This window comes from Teichococcus aestuarii, assembly GCF_042651065.1.
Taxonomy (GTDB): Bacteria; Pseudomonadota; Alphaproteobacteria; order Acetobacterales; family Acetobacteraceae; genus Pseudoroseomonas; species Pseudoroseomonas aestuarii.
This window is the reverse complement of sequence record NZ_JBHSCH010000050.1, coordinates 1-14,729: the sequence shown is the minus strand read 5'-3', so window position 1 is coordinate 14,729 and position 14,729 is coordinate 1. Positions and strand designations below refer to the sequence as shown.

General features: G+C 68.2%; 19 protein-coding genes. 13 read left to right on the top strand and 6 right to left on the bottom strand.

The genetic code is table 11. The features are described from left to right. Positions 1-14: 14 nt before the first annotated feature. From ACFOY6_RS17330 to ACFOY6_RS17315, 4 genes are all read right to left on the bottom strand, one after another. Complete coding sequence (locus ACFOY6_RS17330; protein ID WP_379651760.1) at positions 15-1,676, bottom strand: flagellar hook-length control protein FliK; 1,662 nt, start codon at positions 1,674-1,676, stop codon at positions 15-17. Between the two features lie 81 nt (positions 1,677-1,757). Next, positions 1,758-2,372, bottom strand: coding sequence for a protein phosphatase CheZ (locus ACFOY6_RS17325; protein ID WP_379651759.1), 615 nt, complete (start codon positions 2,370-2,372; stop codon positions 1,758-1,760). Between the two features lie 19 nt (positions 2,373-2,391). Continuing rightward, positions 2,392-2,742 (bottom strand): response regulator, encoded by a 351-nt coding sequence (locus ACFOY6_RS17320; RefSeq protein ID WP_456316944.1) that lies wholly within the window; start codon positions 2,740-2,742, stop codon positions 2,392-2,394. A 104-nt stretch (positions 2,743-2,846) separates the two neighbouring features. Next, positions 2,847-4,049 (bottom strand): hypothetical protein, encoded by a 1,203-nt coding sequence (locus ACFOY6_RS17315; RefSeq protein WP_379651758.1) that lies wholly within the window; start codon positions 4,047-4,049, stop codon positions 2,847-2,849. A gap of 253 nt (positions 4,050-4,302) precedes the next feature. Between ACFOY6_RS17315 and ACFOY6_RS17310 the strand changes: the two genes are divergently transcribed. The 6 genes from ACFOY6_RS17310 (at position 4,303) to ACFOY6_RS17285 (ending at position 7,608) form a co-directional block, all read left to right on the top strand. Further along, entirely contained in the window at positions 4,303-4,662 is a 360-nt protein-coding gene (locus tag ACFOY6_RS17310) for a hypothetical protein (protein ID WP_379651757.1), read from the top strand. Continuing rightward, positions 4,659-5,357 (top strand): hypothetical protein, encoded by a 699-nt coding sequence (locus ACFOY6_RS17305; protein WP_379651756.1) that lies wholly within the window; start codon positions 4,659-4,661, stop codon positions 5,355-5,357. Before ACFOY6_RS17310 ends, ACFOY6_RS17305 begins: the two co-directional genes overlap by 4 nt. Before the next feature lie 147 nt (positions 5,358-5,504). Then, positions 5,505-6,200 carry a septum site-determining protein MinC gene (minC, locus tag ACFOY6_RS17300; RefSeq protein WP_379651755.1) on the top strand — a complete coding sequence of 232 codons (696 nt, stop codon included), beginning with the start codon at positions 5,505-5,507 and terminating at the stop codon, positions 6,198-6,200. Between the two features lie 43 nt (positions 6,201-6,243). Then, positions 6,244-7,095, top strand: coding sequence for a septum site-determining protein MinD (minD, locus tag ACFOY6_RS17295; protein ID WP_379651754.1), 852 nt, complete (start codon positions 6,244-6,246; stop codon positions 7,093-7,095). 21 nt (positions 7,096-7,116) lie between these two features. Then, on the top strand, positions 7,117-7,362 hold the full coding sequence (locus ACFOY6_RS17290; RefSeq protein ID WP_379651753.1) for a hypothetical protein: 246 nt from the start codon (positions 7,117-7,119) through the stop codon (positions 7,360-7,362). Positions 7,363-7,371: 9 nt separating this feature from the next. Continuing rightward, positions 7,372-7,608 (top strand): helix-turn-helix domain-containing protein, encoded by a 237-nt coding sequence (locus tag ACFOY6_RS17285; RefSeq protein ID WP_379640511.1) that lies wholly within the window; start codon positions 7,372-7,374, stop codon positions 7,606-7,608. Here the strand turns inward: ACFOY6_RS17285 and ACFOY6_RS17280 are convergent. Beyond that, positions 7,571-8,671: a replication initiator protein A gene (locus ACFOY6_RS17280; RefSeq protein WP_379651752.1), complete on the bottom strand. Its 1,101-nt coding sequence runs from the start codon at positions 8,669-8,671 to the stop codon at positions 7,571-7,573. The genes ACFOY6_RS17285 and ACFOY6_RS17280 overlap by 38 nt on opposite strands. 841 nt (positions 8,672-9,512) lie before the next feature. Between ACFOY6_RS17280 and ACFOY6_RS17275 the strand changes: the two genes are divergently transcribed. The 4 genes from ACFOY6_RS17275 to ACFOY6_RS17260 all read left to right on the top strand — a co-directional run bounded on the left by ACFOY6_RS17275 (position 9,513) and on the right by ACFOY6_RS17260 (position 11,667). Then, on the top strand, positions 9,513-9,791 hold the full coding sequence (locus tag ACFOY6_RS17275) for a hypothetical protein (RefSeq protein ID WP_379640510.1): 279 nt from the start codon (positions 9,513-9,515) through the stop codon (positions 9,789-9,791). Between the two features lie 75 nt (positions 9,792-9,866). Next, positions 9,867-10,091, top strand: a complete 225-nt coding sequence (locus tag ACFOY6_RS17270) for a DUF4170 domain-containing protein (RefSeq protein ID WP_379640509.1) — start codon at positions 9,867-9,869, stop codon at positions 10,089-10,091. Next, complete coding sequence (locus ACFOY6_RS17265) at positions 10,088-10,453, top strand: hypothetical protein (protein ID WP_379651751.1); 366 nt, start codon at positions 10,088-10,090, stop codon at positions 10,451-10,453. The genes ACFOY6_RS17270 and ACFOY6_RS17265 overlap by 4 nt, the downstream gene beginning before the upstream one ends. Positions 10,454-10,863: 410 nt before the next feature. Continuing rightward, positions 10,864-11,667 carry a hypothetical protein gene (locus tag ACFOY6_RS17260; protein WP_379651750.1) on the top strand — a complete coding sequence of 268 codons (804 nt, stop codon included), beginning with the start codon at positions 10,864-10,866 and terminating at the stop codon, positions 11,665-11,667. A gap of 54 nt (positions 11,668-11,721) precedes the next feature. Here the strand turns inward: ACFOY6_RS17260 and ACFOY6_RS17255 are convergent, their stop codons facing one another. Beyond that, positions 11,722-12,078: a WGR domain-containing protein gene (locus tag ACFOY6_RS17255; protein WP_379640505.1), complete on the bottom strand. Its 357-nt coding sequence runs from the start codon at positions 12,076-12,078 to the stop codon at positions 11,722-11,724. A gap of 128 nt (positions 12,079-12,206) precedes the next feature. Between ACFOY6_RS17255 and ACFOY6_RS17250 the strand changes: the two genes are divergently transcribed. The 3 genes from ACFOY6_RS17250 (at position 12,207) to ACFOY6_RS17240 (ending at position 14,658) form a co-directional block, all read left to right on the top strand. Then, the gene (locus ACFOY6_RS17250) at positions 12,207-13,235 is read left to right on the top strand and encodes an AAA family ATPase (protein ID WP_379651749.1); all 1,029 of its coding nucleotides are present in this window, start codon (positions 12,207-12,209) and stop codon (positions 13,233-13,235) included. Between the two features lie 4 nt (positions 13,236-13,239). Then, positions 13,240-14,109 (top strand): ParB/RepB/Spo0J family partition protein, encoded by an 870-nt coding sequence (locus ACFOY6_RS17245; RefSeq protein WP_379640502.1) that lies wholly within the window; start codon positions 13,240-13,242, stop codon positions 14,107-14,109. 147 nt (positions 14,110-14,256) lie between these two features. Then, the gene (locus ACFOY6_RS17240) at positions 14,257-14,658 is read left to right on the top strand and encodes a hypothetical protein (RefSeq protein ID WP_379651748.1); all 402 of its coding nucleotides are present in this window, start codon (positions 14,257-14,259) and stop codon (positions 14,656-14,658) included. Positions 14,659-14,729: the final 71 nt, after the last annotated feature.

Here is a 14,729-nt window from a genome sequence, read left to right as displayed (position 1 = left end):
GTGGTCGTGGCGGCTCAGGCGACGATGTCGATCAGGCTGTCCGAGGCTGGGCGGCGGGAGGGAGCGGCCACCTCGGCGGTCTGATCCTCCCCTGGTCCGGCATCGGCCTGCAGCGCCTGGGCGGGCTCCGGCGCCTCGCGCTCCGCCCAGCTGAGCGAACCATGCTGGAGGTCCAGCCCCTGCCCGTCCAACTGGAGTCCGGCCTGTTCCATCTGCTGCATCAGGCTGTGGCGTTCCTGGCGCAGGGCCTCGAAGGTCTCGGCCCGTTCCGCCAGCATCACCACCTGCACCGTACCTTCCCGGAAGGTCAGGCGCAGCTCGACCCGGCCTAGCTCCGGCGGACGGAGATCCACCGATACCGTCTCCACCCCGGCCTCCGTGGCCTCCTTCACGCGCAAGACGAGCTGAGGTGTCGCCTCGGGCGGCAGGCGCGGATGCGCCAGGGCCTGATTCTGCATAGGAGCCCGGGGAGCCGGTGCCTCCTGCACAAAGGGGGTCCAGCTGGCCATGCCGGCTTCCACCGCCAAGCCGACGGGAGCGGATGGTAGCTGTATTTCGCCGGCAGGGGGTGGGATTTCGGCGCCTGCCACGGCCAGACGGGCCGTGATCTCCGTCACCTTCTGCAGCAGGGGGGCGCGCGTTTCATCGGGCTCCGGCCAGGGAGGCGGAACCCTCGACCCCGCATCCTCCGGTGCGGCCAAAGCCTGTGGCGCGGCGTTCTCGGGCTGTGGCATGCCGGCCGGAGGCAATGTGGGCGGCTGCGCCGGGGCCAACTGTGCCAGGGAACCGGAGGACCGCGAAGGCGAGCGCGGCAAGCTTCGCGCAGCGGTTCGGTCTTCCATGACGGCAGGCAATGCCGCGGTAGCCGGGCCCTGCTCAGCCGGGGCAGAAGTCACCACAGCCGTTGCAGCTGGCGGGAGTTGTGGCTGGCTGGGCGCCGGGGGCGGATGCGGATGCGGCGGCAGCGTTTGGGCCGACGTATGGCGTTGCGCCTGACCCTGGGCTTGCTCCTGGCTCTGCCCAGCTATCTGCTCCTGAGGTGGGAGGTTCTGCCCAGCCAGTCTCATGGAAGGGAGCTCTGGCTCCAGGATGGCTGGCTGCATGGCTGGCTGCGCCGCGGTGCCGGCAGGGCAGGGCGGCGCCATTGGGGCGGCCTCACCAGGCGATGGCTCCAAGGCGGCCAGAGAGGCTGTCGCCGCAGGCAAGCCAGCCCCGGCGTCGGCCGCAAGCCCTGTGGTGGCCTCCAGCGCCACTGCGACCGGTGCGGCCGGTACGGCCGGTACGGCCGGTACGGCCGGCAAGGAGATCGCGGGCGGGGTGGTTTCAGGCCATGAGGTGCTGGAGAGCAGCGGCGCCGCAGGGGAGAGAGGCTGCCCCATGGCCGTGCTCTGGAGCAGGGCCATCAGCTGGCCTGCTTCCTCGGCGGCGGCGGCCAGCGCCTCCCAGGGCAGCGCCTGCCCTTGCAGGCCCGGCAGTGCCGGGGTTCCTTTGGCCTTGGGAGCAAGCAGAGCTTCCGCCGCCTCCGTCTCCACCGGCATGGCCTGCCCTGCCATCAACAGGGCGAAGGCCTCCAGTTCCGTATTGGTTACCAGCGGGCCGCCCATGCTCCACTCGGGCCGCCCGCCCGGTACCGGCGTGGCTTGCAGAAAGGGCTCGCCGCCCAACGGAATGGCCATGGAGTTCTTCCTGTCCTGCGCGGCCGGCAGGCCCCGGCGGAACGGGGCTCCTAGGGCGCGCGGTGAAACGTGTGGGCTGCGTCAGCCGAACAGATCATCCACCGCACTCTGGCCCAACCCGCCCTGCGCCGCGGTGCTAGGGCCATTCAGAAGGTGGGCATCCGGGCGCGAGGGAGCAGTTTCCGGCATCGCGCTCAGCTCATCCGGGCTGATCCCGAGGAGAGACACCAGCCCGGCGATGCGGGCCTCGACCTGCCGCATGGCCCCGAGCACTTTCCGCACGCGCTGACCCGTAAGGTCCTGGAAGGCGCAGGCCAGAACGATAGCCGTGGCCGCCTCATCAACCTCGGCCAGATCCGCCGTGGTGTCGGTGGAGGTGCCGGCATGCAGCCGGCCTGCGGCGGCCTGGGCGCGTTCGGCCTGCCGCAGAATTTCCAGCGCGGCGCCCTCGGTGTCGCCCACCACGGCATCCAGCGTGTCGCCCATATCGGCCGGCGGCGGAGAGAGGCCGAGGACCTCCGCCCGTGTCTCGGCCAGGAGCCGTGACATCGCGCGCATCTCGACCAGCGCCTGGCCAAGCTTATCCTCACCCCCCCCGGCGTTGTTGGGGTTGAGTTCCATCATCCGATCGACCTCGGATGCGATGGCTGCCGCATACCCGGCGATTCGGGACAGCCCGGCCTGGGGCGTTGGCATCGCGCGAACCGTTCCGCACTCAGCCAACCACGGAAGCGATTTTCGCCTTCAACGTTTCCGCCGTGAAGGGCTTCACGATGTACTGCGATGCACCGGCCTGTTTCGCGGCAATGACGTTCTCCGTCTTGCTCTCCGCCGTCACCATGATGAAGGGCATCTTCGACAGATTCGCGTCGCCACGAACCTCCTTCAGCAGCTCCAGGCCGGTCATGGGCTCCATGTTCCAGTCGGAGATGACGAGGTCGTAGCGGGAGACCTTGATCTTCTCCAGCGCCTCCGCCCCGTTGCCGGCTTCCTCCACATCCTTGAAGCCGATCTGGTCCAGCAGGTTTCGCACGATACGCCGCATCGTGGGATAATCATCGACCACCAAAATCTTCACGCGCCGGTCCCCCTTTTGCGTCTCCGCGCATCATCGCATGACGAACATTTTTCGCAAGAGATATTGGCGCCTCTTGGAAGCCTCGCATGCGATCAGGTCTCCAGCGCCACCTCGGGAGCCGAGAAGGCGAGCCCATACCACGCCGCATTGCCTTCGCCGCCGCCATCCGGGTCACAGCGCTGGGACAGGCCCCAGGCGGGCACGATCCAATGCACCGGCGTCCCGCAGGCCTCGGCCACCTGCCGCGCCAGCCGCAGCCCCTCTTCGAAAGCCGAGGGCAGCGGCAGCAGGGCGGCGCAATTCGCCGCGCAACTGCGGATCTGCCGGTCGGCATCCAGTTGCCGCAAGGCCTGGGGCGGCAGGCTTGGCGCCTCCCACCGCAGTTCTACGGGCAGCGTGCCAGGCAGGAGCCGACGGAGGGTCTTCAGAAAGGCGTGCCGCGACACCGGCTGCCATTTCCCGCGCCAGTCCTCATGGGCGATGCCCAGTATCGCGTGTGGTGGCGCAGCCGGCATCAGTGCCGCCGCGAGGCTTGGCCAGGCGTGCAGCGCCGCCAGCCCCACCGGGCGGTTCCAGGGCCTCGCGAAGCAGGCGGGCAGCTCGCCAAGCTGGTCGGCCAGCTGGCTGGCCATGCAGTCGTCGCCATCGGTCCAATGGTCGACCAGTTCGAAGCGCAGGATGTCGCTGACCTCATTGCCGAGCAGCTCGTCCAGATGCGCGAACAGGCCGGAGGAGAGCAGCTGGTACCGCTCATCGCCATGCGGCGCGTCCCAGATCTCGCAAGGGATGCAGGCGCCGTCCGGCGGCAACGCCTCGCCGGAGACGCTGATGCCGATCGCCAGGGAAGGCGAGGCCGTCTGCATCCGCCACAGCACCGCCCCCCATGCCGACCAGCGCAGCACGGCCGGGCCGGCCAGCCCGGCGCAGGCGGGGTGGAACGGCGCGAGCATTGCCGCCTCCGGCAGCCAGCTGGCCGCCTGCACAGCTCCGACGAACGCCTCTCCCTGGGCCAGGCACACGCCATCCTCCTGGCACACCACATGCAGCGCCCCAGGCAGCACGGAGAGGCTTTCACGCAGCGCCCTGCCACCGGCCAGCCAGCGCGCTGAAACCGGATCGCAAACCAGGATGGAGGATCCTTCCCGCAGGGCCAGGGAGCCGCCCGGCAACAAAAGCAGGCCGGTCGCACGATCGGATAGGGGGAGAAGGCATTGCAGGTGCCGCACAGCGGCCCGCTGCTCGTCCAGCGTCGGGAACTGGCGCAGCTGGGCGTCGAAGCGGCGCAGCAGGGCCATGCCGGCGGGGCTGCTCAGATCCAGGCCGGTGATGCCGCCCAGTGGCGTGTCATACGACGAACCATAATTCCTTGGTTTGTGCATCACACGAAAATCACCATCAAGTTTCATGACCAGCTAGTCTTCTCCCGCCTGTGGCGTCAATCTTTCCTTGCGATGACGAATTGATAAGCGGAGCCGACGGAAAATTATCAGTTTGTGAAGGTGCGTCATGGCACCACCTGCGGCGTGTGATCGCTTCAGGAGAAACCGAATGCAGATCAACCGCAGAGGCCCCGGTGAGGCCAGCCTGACACAGGACGGACGGGACCTTCTCGACCTGCTGGCTGTCGAGGCCAGCGATGAGGAATTCGATGCCTTTCTCGCACGCCTGGAACAATGTCTGGCGCTGCGCGAGGACATGCCCCGCATTGCGGTGACCTATCGTGAGGGCCTGCTTGGCCAGGTGGAGGCGGACCTGCCTCTGCAGCTCGTCGTCGTCGAGGAAGATCCGCATGACGAGCCTCCTCTCCGTGTGCTGCGCCGCACCGTGCCAGCCGGCACGGCCGCGCTGGACGCCATGCTTGCGGTCGCGGAGCGGCGCCTGCAGCTGAAGCGCGGGCGCGCGCCATGAGCCTGCCGGAGCGCCATGCGCGCCTCGAGCTGGATGCGCCCCTGCGCCGCCCCCTGCCCCGGCCTGACGCGGAGGCGCTGGTCGCGCTGGTGATGGGACGCCTGCCCGCGCGGCCGCCGGCGCACCCCCTGTTCTCCATGCCCGAGGCCGGCACGATCCTGACCGGCGAAAGCCTCGACCATCTGACCCAGGGCTCCCGCATTCTGCAGGATGAAGATGGGCCGCGGCTCTGCGTCTCGGCGAGCCTGCCGCCATGGCCGGGGCTGCTGGAGGCGTCGGTCGACTGGCTGGGCGGGCAGCTGCGGCTGGCGTTGGGCGAGGTGGCAGGCTTCACGGTGCCGGCGCACAGCCATCGCCACGACATGCGCCTTCTGATCTGGACCGGCACGCGCCTATGCCCGCTGGGCCCACTGCCGGACCAGCGCGCCGGCGCCCTGGCAGGCGGGTGCAGCATGGCGGCTTTTCAGCGGGCGGCCGGCCTGCCGGCCCCGGACGAGCCGGAGAGCGTGCTGCGTCCCATCATGCGCCGCGTGGCCCTGGCGCAGCTGCGCCGGCAGGCCTTGCCTGTATCGCAGGCGTTGCTGGACGGGCCGTTCGAAGGCCAGGTGCTGTTCCGCCTCTGGCTGGCCGCCGCGGCCGAAGCCTCGCAGGGCTTTACCACGGCCACGGTGCCGCTGGCTCTGCATGTCGCCTGAGAGGAACGTCACCATGCAGGGCGGCAAAAGCGAAATCTCTTGCGAAAAATATTCAGGTGCCCTAGTCCTGGCTCACCCGCATGAGGCGGACATGGCTTCACCGGATCCGCGAAACTTCCGGGAAGCGCCGGCAGAAGGCAGGCGTCTATGAGGCATGACAATCTCCGGTCGGCTGCGCAGGCCTCTCTCCGCCTGCGCGGCCGCACCCACCCGTTCCTGACCCTTGAAGTGGCGGAGACCGATCCGGCCCTCCTGGAGGAGGCGCTGGCGGCGAAGCTGAGCAGCACAGCCAGCTTCTTCCGCCACGCACCGGTGCTGCTCGACCTCGCCGCCCTTCCAGCGGAGGCGGCCTCCCGCGTTCCGGAGATGCTGGCGGTGATCCGCCGCCTGGGCCTGGTGCCCGCCGCTTTCCGGGCGCGCTGGCCGGAGATCGACCGGGCCGCGCTGGCCGCCGGGCTCGGCCGCATGCTGGAGGCGGAAGCCGGCCAGGACATGACCCTCCCCTGCGACCGCCGCCCCACCGTCATCGTCAGCGAGCCGGTCCGCTCCGGTCAGCGCATCTATGCCGCGGAAGCCGATCTCGTGGTGCTGCATTCCGTCTCGCCCGGCGCGCAGCTGCTGGCCGATGGGTGCATCCACGTCTATGGCGCGCTGCGCGGCTCGGCGAGCGCGGGGGTGGGCGACGATCCGCACGCCCGTATCTTTGCGAAAAACATGGACGCCGAGATGCTCTCCATCGCCGGCCTCTGGCTCGGCGCCGAGGACATCCCGGCCGAATGGGTGAAGCGCCCCGCCCAGCTCCGCGTCGCGGATGGCTGGCTGCGCTTCGCCCCCCTGCCCTGAGCTGAACCCCTTCCTCCGACCGCACGACAACAGGGAGAACCCGATGTCCGCGACCGTCATCACCATTACCTCCGGCAAGGGCGGGGTCGGCAAGACGACCACCACTGCCGCCTTCGGCGCCGCGCTGGCCCTGCGCGGCAAGCGCGTCTGCGTGGTCGACTTCGACGTCGGGCTGCGCAACCTCGACCTGGTGCTCGGCATCGAGAAGCGGGTGGTCTACGACTTCCTGCATGTCGCCAACGGCCAGGCCAAGCTGCACCAGGCGCTGATCCGCGACAAGCGGATCGAGAACCTGCAGGTGCTGGCCACCTCCCAGACGCATGAGAAGGACGCACTGACGCTGGAGGGGGTGAACCGGGTGATGGAGCAGCTGCGCGAGGAGTTCGACTACATCCTCTGTGACAGCCCGGCCGGCATCGAGCACGGCGCCATGATGGCGCTCTACCACGCCGACCATGCCATCGTGGTGTGCAACCCCGAGGTCAGCTCGATCCGCGACGCGGACCGCATCCTCGGCTTCATCGCCGCCAAGTCGAAGCGCGCGGAGGATGGCCGGGAGCCGGTGCGCGAGCATCTCCTCGTCACCCGCTTCGACCAGGAGCGCGTGCGCTGCGGCGAGATGGTCGGGCTGCACGACATCCAGGACATCCTCTCCGCCGAGCTGCTCGGCGTGGTCCCGGAGAGCAAGGCGGTGCTGAAGGCCTCCAATGCCGGCATGCCGGCCAGCATGGACGAGAGCACCGATGCCGGCCGCGCCTATCGCGATGCGGTCTCACGCTTCCTGGGCGAGGTGCGACAGCCGATCCGCCTCCCCGCCGCCGCGGCCATGAACCACGCGATGGAAGCCGCCGCGGAGCCGCGCGGATTCCTGCGCCGGCTGTTCCGGTTCGCCTGAACCCCACAGGACATTGACGCCATGCCCTTGATCGCCCTGATCCAGCGCCGCCGCAACACGGCCGGCATCGCCGCGGCGCGGCTGCGCAAGCAGGTCAGCGCCGACCGCCTGGCGGTGCTGGGCGACGATATCACCCAGCGCATCCAGGATGCCTGCCTGCGGGAGATCCGCAAGCTGGCACGTGGCGGCCATGTGCGGGTGAAGATCGGCACCTCGCCGGCGCTCGAGGTGCGCGAGATCGACATCGACCTGACGCCGGGACGCTGAGGAGGCACGATGCTGATCTCGGCTTCCCAGTGCCGCATGGCTCGCGCCGCGCTGGGGATGAGCATGCGGGAGCTCGCCGCCGCCGCCGGCGTCTCGGTCAACACGCTGAGCCGCATCGAGGGCAACGGCAATGTCACCAGCCGCACCCTGGCCAAAGTGCAGGCTATTCTGGCGCGGAGCGGAGTGGCGTTCCGGCGTGACGGCTCCGTCAGCGTCGGGCAGGCACCTTTGAAGGAAGGGCTGTAGCCCCCACCCCATCTCGTCTGGCTGCTCTCAGGCGGCGCGGCGGCGGGTCCTGGGGGGTCTTGCCGCCAGTGTCACTGCTGCCAGTGCCGCTGCCGGCGGCGTCGTGGACGCCGTGGACGCCGTGGGCGGGTGCCGCTTCAGGAAGCGGCTCCACCTCATCCTCCTCCAGCAGCGGCATCGTCTCGATCGGCGCGAGGCTGGTGATGTTGGTGGTCGGGTAGAAGGCGACCAGCCAGGACTTCAGCGCCGTCTGCCCGGTGGGCTTGGGGAAGCCCTTGTCCAGCGCCCGCCGCACACGCGGGTCGATCAGCGCGATCCCGTAGCCCGGCAGGCTGCGCTTGTGCGTGGCATAGGTGTTGATCTCCGCCTTGAAGCGGCGCAGGTCCTGCGAGGTGCCCACCCGCGCCCGCAGCTTCGCCAGCCCCATGCGGAAGCCGCCCTGCGGCCCGCTGCGCGCAATCTCGTAGAGTCGTTTGGCGACCGGTGGCAACTCGAAATACTTCGGGCTGTAGGTCAGGAAATGCTTGTCCTGCACGATGGCACGGAACAGCCAGGCGCAAAGGGTCAGTTCCACCGCCCGCATCTGCTTGGCCCCGTCCCGACCACGGCGGTAGAGGATCTTGTATTCGTCCAGCCAGCCGAAGCCGCGATCCTCGCCTTCTCCGCCGGTCTCGATATTGGTGCGGATGAAGGTGGACTTCAGCCGCGCCAGCGACTCTTCCAGCCGGTCGTAGGCCGAGCCGCCTGGCGTGCTGCCAGTGGTGATGAAGAAGTCATGCGCCGTGAAGGTGATCCGCGGCGAGGGCATCTGGCCGCGATTGATTTTATCGGCGATCAGCGAGGCCGAATAGACCAGAAGCTCCTTGTCCCAGATCGAGGCAACGCCATGCTTGGTGCCGACGACCTCGATCCATGTCTTGCCGTCGTCATAGCGAGGCAGCTCGGTCTCCTTCTCCCGCCGCAGCGAGAAGAAGTTGTAGACCATGGTGTTCCGGTCGCCCTTGACCTTGCCCACCAGGGGGCTGTCGGTCGTGGAAAAATCAAACGTCTGTTGCTCGTCCATGGGCCCAGTGCGTCCTGCGGCGTCCGTTGTGCAGGAGCGGCGCGGCAGATGCCAGCGTTACGCGCACGGGTGTCGGCGTCACGACGAGTCTTTTCCGGTCCTGGCTATTTCTGAGACACGCTCGAAGGGTTCGAGAGGCGCGCGAGCGCCAGGAGAACTTATCCACAGCCCCTACTCGTCGTGACGCCGACACCTGATGCGGCGTTCGTCGTGACGCCGACATATCCTCGTCGTGACGCCGACATATCCTCGTCGTGACGCCGACGCATCCTCGTCTTGACGCCGACGCATCCTCGTCGTTACGCCGACGCAAACCGGCGATAAGAGATTGAATTAAAAAGGCTAATTCGGGCCGATAACCTTATAACCTTTAGACTCTATGACTCTTGAAACACTCTCAAAGAGTGGGTGCGGAAGTACGCTGGCTGGCCCACCCCTGATCAACTGGCGGGAACCATGGATGGCGGAATTACAACGGCACGGACAAAAGGCTGCTCATGAAGCAGCAGGAGATGTCGGCGTAATGACGAGGAATAGAAAAGCCAGATAAGCCGATATCAACCTAGGGTTGATGTGCATATCTATAGATAAACCTCTTGGGTTTTCTTGACTCCACGGCAGCTGGCATTCGTCGCGACGCCGACATGCTGCCATTGGGGAACAGGAATTCTTCAGCACACCGTCATCAGCAAAGCACAAGATTAGGTTCGAAAATTTGCTGTCTGCACACAGGGTTATCTGCCAACGCGTAATGCGAAAAACATTGGAAGGCGCATGGGAGCGCGATAGGATACAGCCTTGGCGGCACCACAACGGGCCGTGGACAGGACGGGAGAAGCCCATGCTCGACGGACGCCTGCTTTGCCCTCTGCTATTCGCGGCAGGGAGCACCGGTCTGCTGATGCCGGAATCCCTGGCTGCATGGCTGACCCCGGAAGACGCCGCGCTGGCCGGGCTGGCCCTGATAGCCTTGGGCATCGTTGCCGGATTGGCTGGATGGCGGTCGGACCTCGCCGACGCGTCCTTCCAGGGCTATGCTGCATTGCGCCAGATCGCCCGTGGCGCGGGGCCATCCGGTCCCGCGCGGAGGATGAAAATCCGCATACGGTGCGCCCGCTGACAGCAGCCATTCCTGGCGGTGCAGGGCTTCACTCCGGCAGTCCCACCGCGCAGGCCAAAACGGAAGGACCAAGGCATGAACGATCCCCTCAACGGCCGCGAGATCTGGGTGGTCTGGGGCGGGGTGTTCCGCGACACGAGTTTCGCGGAACTGGAAGAGGGCACGGAGGAGTTGCACGGGCCTTTCCACAGCATGGCAGCCGCCGAGAAGGTCTGGCTGGAGCGCATGCGCAGGATGGTGGACATCGCCTCGCACCGGCTTTTTGTGCTGCGGGCCCAGGCTGTTCCGGAAAAGGCGTGAGCCGGATCCCTCTCCTTTCCCTGCGCGCACCGGCTGCCCTGTCAGCCGGTGCGCTGCAGCGCCACCTGCTGGCCTGGAAGAACCCCCTTCTGCTCGCTCGTCGGCGCGGTGAGGGAGGGCTCCCCGGCTGGTCCCGGCGTGCGCAGGCCCAGGAGCGGTTGCTGGATGACATGGCAGACCGCATCGCCCGGCTGGAGATCGCCCTGTTGCGCGAGCAGCGCCAAGCCCAGGAGCAAGCGCTGCGCGCTGACCAGGCGGAGGCCAGCATCATTCGCCTGCAATCGATGCTAGATAGCTTCAGGCAGCATCAGGCATGCCGGAACGGCGTGTTCCCTCGGCCCACTGAAGCACATGCCTCATGAGGTAGCGCCCAGCAAGTCTGGCCGCCTATTGGCGAAAAATCCTTGAGAATTGCGCGGCCCGCTCGGCTGGACTCAAGAGACGTGCGGGCGGAGAGGCAGCTTCGGTGGCAGGGAAATCATGCCTCACCAATGTTTCGGTAGTCCACAAGGCCGCCGCCACAGCCCCCGAAATCAAAAGGATCAGGATAACGAGAAGAAGGGGAAGCCGGGACATACAACTCGCCTGCGATACACACCGTTCTGGCGAGGGGGTGAGCGGCGCCTTGAGGCATTAACCGTTCATCAATAAATGGCCTGATCCCACAAATTGAGGCGCAGGTCAGCCGTATTCCGGGCTGTTCGCAGGTAACATCGCTGCGAGCCCGGCGGTGTTTCTCGTCGGGCAGATGGATCACGCGGGAAGCCTGCCGATGCCCCAGCCTGAAGCTCAGCCCCGGCCACAGACGCCACGCTTCGTCGCGCCGCATTTTGTTGAGATTGAGGGCAGTGCCGATATTCCTGGAGCAATCCGGCGGGCCTGCGCCTTCACCACCGCCGCACCGGGTTGGCCGCGGTGTCGCGACGGTGCCACCCACTATCATCGCTGCATCCTCACCTCGCACACGGGGCGTTGGAAAGATGGCGCTGCCGTCGGCTGGCGGACGGAAAGCTGGCCCGCGGTCATCGCCGGCGGGATCGCGGATACCGCCGAGAAGCCGGCTTGCCTCCTGCCTCCAGCGTCAGCGCCGATGGTCGCGGAGGGTCATGCGGAAGATCTGATGCAGGCTATTGCCTCGGCACTGGGCGCCGCCTACGCGCCCCTGCCCGGCACCCTGGAAGCCCACGGAGGCGGTCTGGTGCAGTGCATTGCCCCCGCCTTCGTGGAAATGGCCAGGGAGAGGGGGCTGCCGCGCATCTGGATCTGCAGCCATCTGAATGCGCAGGGCGCCATGCCGCCCGAGCAGCCCTGGACGCATTTGCAGACCGTGTTGGTGCGCGAATGGCCCGGACGAGCCGAAGCGGGACGCTTCCAGGTCGAGGTGGATACCCTACCCTATGCATCGATTATCCCGGCGCAAGGTACTGTCGAGAACATGGCGCCGCAGCCGCTGCGCTGGTGCGTGGATGACCTGGAGGAGGCCATGGCCGGAGCGCTCGAGCACCTCTACGGCAGCCATAGGGCCCCACGCAGGCTTGGCATCGATCTCCCGGGCGGTGAGGCAGGGCCGGGCTGAGGCGCCCTGCCCCGCGGCTTCGGCAAGGCAGGCGGCACGGAACGGGCCTCATTCTCAGAGGCAGAGAAGGGTGGCCAACTCCTGCGGCAAGGTTGCCCCCAAAGCGGGCCGGTAGCCACGCCGCAGCTTTTCCCGCGCCAGCCGCATGCAGGCAGCGCTGGCCTCGGCGTCGTCGGCATAGGGATCGCGCCGCACCTGACCGGCGGCGCCATGCCGTCCCCACTCGCGCACCAGGCACCATCCGCCCAGCAGATCCGCCATCACGTAGAGCCGGTAGAAGCGGTCCATGTTGCGCGTCGGGTCACGGCGATGCAGCCAGAGGCTCAGCATGCGGGCGACATCCATCGGGAAAGCCGTTGGAACCAAAATGGAACATGCCTGAGCCGTCGAGGCGCTGGCAAGCTTGGCCATTCCACCTTTCTGCAACCGTCAACCTGAATTGTTGACGTTGACGGGCAGAAGTGGCTCTGGCACCCTTGCGGCACCTCGCTCGTGTTCTGACGTCAGAACAGGGTCGGGGCGGGCAACGGAGCTGCGCCATGCAAGGAAGCGACCTCAGGACCCTGCGGCAGCAGTTGCGCCTCAGCCAGTCGGAGCTGAAGGACATGCTCAACGCTGCGCTGGAGCGCAGCTACGACAAGCCCCGCATCTCCCGCTGGGAGAACGGCCGCGAGCCGATCCCGGACGAGGTCGGCCGGGCCGTCGCGGCCCTTGCCTCCGGCCAGCCCCGCCATGCCCGCATCCTGGTGCTGGCCAACCAGAAGGGCGGTGTGGGCAAGACCACCTCCGCCATCAACCTCGCCTGCGGGCTGGCGCGCCAGGGGGCGCGGGTGCTGCTGGTGGACCTCGACCCGCAGGCCACCGCCACGGTTGCGCTGATGGCGGCCGGCAGCGTCGAGGCCTACCGCCAGGGCCGCACCATGGCGCAGGTGATCCTGCGCGACCGGCCGCTGGAAGAGGCGATCTTCCGGGCGGATGACCCGCTGCTGGGCGGCCGCGCCGGCTTCGACCTGGCGCCCAGCCATATCGACCTCGCCGAGACGGATGGCCGGCGCGAGCCTGGCTTCGACGTGGCGCTGCGCGAGGGGCTGGAGCCGGTGCGCGGCCGCTACGACGCCATCATCCTCGATGCGCCGCCCAATCTCGGCATGCTGACGGTGATGGGGCTGGCCGCCGCCGATGCCGTCATCATCCCCGTGCGCACCGAGCCCTATGACAGCATGGGGGTGGGGCTGATCCTGGCCACCATCGGCAAGGTGCAGCGCCGGCTGAACCCCTCGCTGCGGCTGGCCGGCATCCTGCCCACCCAGTTCGGCGCGCGCAAATCGGTCGACCGCGAGGTGCTGGAACAGCTCATCGGCGTGATGGAGGGCAAGGCGCCGGTGCTGGAACCGGTGCCGGCCAGCGCGGTGTTCGGGCATGCGGCGCGCAACGGGCGGATCGCGCTGGAGGCCTCGCCGGCCGCGCCGGCCGTTGCCGTCTATGCGCGGCTGGCGGCGGCGCTGGCGGCGGGCGGCCCGCTGCCCGCCGCTCCGCGCGATGTGCTGGCACAGGGCATGGAGGGCTGAGACCATGGCGACGAAACGCAAGCCCGCCTCCCCCGTGCTGGGAGCCGCGATGTCGGCCATCGGCGCCGCCAATGAAGGGCTGGTGACGCAGGACAGCCGCTTCCGCCACTCCTTCGAGGCGCCGCTGGATCGCATCCGCCCGGATCCCGAGCAGCCCCGCAAACGCTTCGAGGCGGCGGAGATCGCCGCTCTCGCGGCGACCATGGCAACGGAGGGGCAGTTGCAGCCCGTCCTGTTGCGGCCGGATCCGGAGCGGCGCGGCGCCTGGATCCTGGTCGCCGGCGAGCGTCGCTGGCGGGCGGCGCGCCACAATGGATGGGCCAGCCTGCTGGCCATCGTGCATGAGGGCGATGCCGAGCTCGCGGCGCTGCTGGAAAACCTGCAACGCGTCGACCTCGATCCGGTGGAGGAGGCGCACGCGCTGCGCCGCCTGCTCTCCCGCCGCGGGCTGACGCAGGGGCGTGCCGCGGAGCTGCTGGGCCGCAGCCCAGCCGAGATCAGCGCCACGCTGCGCCTGCTGACCCTGCCCGAAACCTTCCTGGCCCAGGCGGCAGGCATCCCGCGCAACGTGCTGGTGGAGCTGGCGCGGCTGGAAGCGGGGCCGGTGCGCGATCGGCTGATCCGGATGGCGGAGGCGGGGGAATTGACGGTCCGTGCCATCCGCGCCGCGCGGTCTGAGCCGGCGGCGCCTCCACCGGGCCGGCCGGTGCCGGATCCGCCGGTGCCGCCGGGAGGAGGGCTGCCCGCTGCCCTGTTGCGTGACTGGCGGGCGGGTCTCGAGCGGCGGCAAGCCGAGCCCCATCCGCTGACCCCGGCCGAGCGGCGGCAATTGGCGGCGCTGCGCCGACAGATCGAGGCGCTGCTGGACCGGTAAGGCTACCGGCCCTGCTGCCCCTCCTGGCGGAGTTCTGACGTCAGAACATCGGGCGCCGAGCCAAGGGGTGCCTGAGTTTACGCGATTTTATGCTGAACTGCGGCATGACTGCGCCCGGACCCAGAGCGCGGGCAGCAGGATATGGCGGTGCGCCAGACGAGCGGAATGGCCGGCATCAGGCAGGCAGGCTGCATGGCCGCCGCGCCGCCCCCGGAATTTGGCCAGTCGGTGACGCTGCGCGCCAGCAACGGCAAGCCCCTGCGCATGCGGGCTGTTCTGCTGGCCGAGGCCAGCAACGCGGCTCCCCGCCTGCGGGACTGGCACGAGGTCAGCCTGTGGCGCCGCCAGGATGGCGAGATCGTCCTGGCGCTGCGCACACATCTGCACGATGGCCCTGAGCCCGAGCGCTGCCGCATCATGCCCTTTCCCGATCTGGAGCAGGCCATGCGATGGCTGGAGGAGTTCGATCCTCTGCAGGACCTGCAGGCGGTGTTCGACGCCTTCGACCCGCAGCTTATCCCCTTGGTCGTGTCCCGGGTGGTGGTGTAGGAGGTGACCGCTTTTGAGGAGGCGGCCACCGCAATGGTTCTCGGTAGGGTGTGGGTTGTCGAGACCTGTAA

Bases quoted from the DNA above. Each gene is read 5' to 3' on its own strand.
- ACFOY6_RS17290 (WP_379651753.1), top strand. From the start codon at position 7,117: ATGCCCTTGATCGCCCTGATCCAGCGCCGCCGCAACACGGCCGGCATC.
- ACFOY6_RS17285 (WP_379640511.1), top strand. From the start codon at position 7,372: ATGCTGATCTCGGCTTCCCAGTGCCGCATGGCTCGCGCCGCGCTGGGG.
- ACFOY6_RS17260 (WP_379651750.1), top strand. From the start codon at position 10,864: ATGCCCCAGCCTGAAGCTCAGCCCCGGCCACAGACGCCACGCTTCGTC.
- minD (WP_379651754.1), top strand. From the start codon at position 6,244: ATGTCCGCGACCGTCATCACCATTACCTCCGGCAAGGGCGGGGTCGGC.
- ACFOY6_RS17280 (WP_379651752.1), bottom strand. From the start codon at position 8,671: ATGGACGAGCAACAGACGTTTGATTTTTCCACGACCGACAGCCCCCTG.
- ACFOY6_RS17250 (WP_379651749.1), top strand. From the start codon at position 12,207: ATGCAAGGAAGCGACCTCAGGACCCTGCGGCAGCAGTTGCGCCTCAGC.
- ACFOY6_RS17325 (WP_379651759.1), bottom strand. From the start codon at position 2,372: ATGCCAACGCCCCAGGCCGGGCTGTCCCGAATCGCCGGGTATGCGGCA.
- ACFOY6_RS17275 (WP_379640510.1), top strand. From the start codon at position 9,513: ATGCTCGACGGACGCCTGCTTTGCCCTCTGCTATTCGCGGCAGGGAGC.
- ACFOY6_RS17255 (WP_379640505.1), bottom strand. From the start codon at position 12,078: ATGGCCAAGCTTGCCAGCGCCTCGACGGCTCAGGCATGTTCCATTTTG.
- minC (WP_379651755.1), top strand. From the start codon at position 5,505: ATGAGGCATGACAATCTCCGGTCGGCTGCGCAGGCCTCTCTCCGCCTG.
- ACFOY6_RS17245 (WP_379640502.1), top strand. From the start codon at position 13,240: ATGGCGACGAAACGCAAGCCCGCCTCCCCCGTGCTGGGAGCCGCGATG.
- ACFOY6_RS17270 (WP_379640509.1), top strand. From the start codon at position 9,867: ATGAACGATCCCCTCAACGGCCGCGAGATCTGGGTGGTCTGGGGCGGG.
- ACFOY6_RS17305 (WP_379651756.1), top strand. From the start codon at position 4,659: ATGAGCCTGCCGGAGCGCCATGCGCGCCTCGAGCTGGATGCGCCCCTG.
- ACFOY6_RS17315 (WP_379651758.1), bottom strand. From the start codon at position 4,049: ATGGCCCTGCTGCGCCGCTTCGACGCCCAGCTGCGCCAGTTCCCGACG.
- ACFOY6_RS17330 (WP_379651760.1), bottom strand. From the start codon at position 1,676: ATGGCCATTCCGTTGGGCGGCGAGCCCTTTCTGCAAGCCACGCCGGTA.
- ACFOY6_RS17310 (WP_379651757.1), top strand. From the start codon at position 4,303: ATGCAGATCAACCGCAGAGGCCCCGGTGAGGCCAGCCTGACACAGGAC.